Source organism: Bartonella sp. AD328YNZD (assembly GCF_042196425.1).
Map to the genome: position 1 here is coordinate 1 of NZ_JBHIQG010000354.1, position 2345 is coordinate 2345.

Annotated in this window: 1 protein-coding gene and 1 pseudogene; both read left to right on the forward strand. The window is 34.8% G+C overall.

Annotation, left to right across the window (positions count from 1 at the left end; genetic code table 11):
* Nucleotides 1-219 precede the first annotated feature (219 nt).
* Nucleotides 220-1611, forward strand: a complete 1392-nt coding sequence (locus tag ACFIO3_RS11680; RefSeq protein ID WP_375608013.1) for a sigma-54-dependent transcriptional regulator — start codon at nt 220-222, stop codon at nt 1609-1611.
* Between the two features lie 390 nt (nt 1612-2001).
* Nucleotides 2002-2345, forward strand: a pseudogene (locus ACFIO3_RS11685) (phospholipase D family protein); the annotation flags it as partial.

A 2345-nucleotide genomic window follows, 5' to 3' on the forward strand; every position in this document is an offset into this window, starting at 1 on the left:
GTTTCTATAACATTATTAAATTATCCCATGAGTCAATATGAAAAATTTGATGAAAATCAATGAAAAAGCAAAAAAATAGAAAAAAATGCCTTAATGTTGTATTTAATTAACAGCTTAATGAAGTTCGTAAGTGAAACACAAAAGGTGAAATATTTCTTATGGTTTACAATAATTTTTACATTAAGCTGCTGAGTGGTCTCAAAGGAGATTATTGACATTATGGTTGGTCCCATTCTTGTTGCGAGTGAAGATTATGGAAGACGTATAGAGCTTTCTGCTATGCTCCGAGGTTTTGGCTACCGTGTCATTGAAGCAGAAAATGGTCTCCGTACGATTGATCTTTTACACAGGCGTAAAAACATTGTGCTTGCACTCCTTGATGTCGTTATGAGTGATTTGAGTGTGAGCGATTTGATTAAAATGATTAGAGTTGCTGGTGTTTCTATTCCTATTATTGTTATAGCACAGCAAGAAAATCAGGATTTACTCCAGAGAGCTCTAGCAGCTGGAGCGATTGATTATTGGATTCATCCAGTAACATTATTACGCGTAAGAGTTACGTTGGATATTCTTGCTCTTATTTCTGCCTTGAAGCATGAGGTTCGAGATATTCAACGAAAAAAAGAGAATCATTTACGATTTTCTGACCTTTGTATGAAAAGTAAAGCTATGCAGATAGTTTTAGAACAATCGAGAAAAGCAGCGAATTCTTTGCAAAATCTTTTGATAGAGGGTGAAGTTGGAACAGGACGTGAGACATTAGCTCGGATTATTCATCATGAGGGTTTATTCTCAGAAGGCGTTTTTATTCGCTTTCAATGTTCCGCCATTGTTGATCCAGAGGAAGAAAATCAGCAATGGTTTAAAGAATTCCTACCGTTGGTTTCTTCGCTTGAAAAAGGGACACTTTGCCTTTGTGATATTGATAGACTTGAGCCCATACAGCAAAAACGGTTTGCGCATTATCTTAAAGAAAGGGAAAAGAATACAAAAGGAGAACTTTTTCCTTTTCGGATCATTGCTATTTCAACATCGCGTTTAAAGGACTTGGTTAAAGAGAATTTTCTTTTGCATAGTTTGTTTGAACAATTTTCTCATTTGTCTATTAGCGTTCCTGCTTTACGAGAATTAAGGGATGATTTTCCAGAGATCACACAACATTTGATTGATCGTATTATCGTAGAAACAGGGCGATCACATGTTCATGGTTTAGCAGGATCGGCTCTTTCCTTGCTTATGCAGTATGATTGGCCTGGTAATAGAAATGAACTTGAAAAATTTTTATTTCGTGCGATTTTACTCAGTGAAGGACCTTTATTAACGGTTCGAGATTTTCCTCAATTAATGGGAAATTCGTTAATGAATGTTCCCAATATCATTGAAGGTAATATACAAGAAGATGAAGATAATGAACAAGAATCGATCCAATTTTTGAATACTGATGGCCATGTGCGTACTTTTGCAGAAATGGAACATGATATTATCGAGAAAGCGGTTAAACACTATAAAGGACATATGAGCGAAATAGCGCGCCGCCTTCATATTGGTCGCTCTACACTTTATAGAAAAATGGAAGAATTGAGAGCAATAAGAAATCAAGAACGGAAGTGAAATTCATAATAAACATGATTTTCAAAAAAGATGAAGTGGCTTTTGATAAAGTCCGTAGGGAGACTTAAGAAAATGATCATTTATTGTAAAGTTTATGTAGTGAGGATGGTTTTATAGATTTAAAGCAAGTATAAATTTTATTTGACATTTTATCTTTTGTTTCAATTTATACAATTTTAGTTAAGTTTGCATTTATTAAAGCTGAGAGGCATTTTTTAAGTGTTGAGAGATTAAAGCTAAAATTTTTACATCATGAATATTAAATTTATACTCTCTTAAGCAAAAAGTGGCATTTTATCTGCTACACGATTAAGATAAAATGATTAGTATTAGGATTGTTGTTTGTATCATTGGTAATGCGCTAGCTTGAAAATAGAAAGTTTATCCTCTTTGACTCTTTTACAGATTGTTATTGGTTTTATTCTCTTTTTTTTTGTTGCGTCTATGTTGGCAATCTATACATATGGGCGTTTTGTGAAAAGTGCTAAGGGACAATGTTCGTATGCGTTGCCTATTAAGAGAGGTGAAACCAAGCTTGATCGTATCGTCAGTCAATTAGGTGAGGAAGAAAATGGATTGGGGGTTGATAAAGATGCCCTTTCCCTCATCATCAGCAATTTGGATGCGTTTTGTGTTCGTGCAATAGGGGCTGCAGAAGCTGGGCGTAGCCTTGATCTGATGTATTATATTTGGGACGATGATTTAACGGGGCGCCTATTATTAAGTGAAATAGT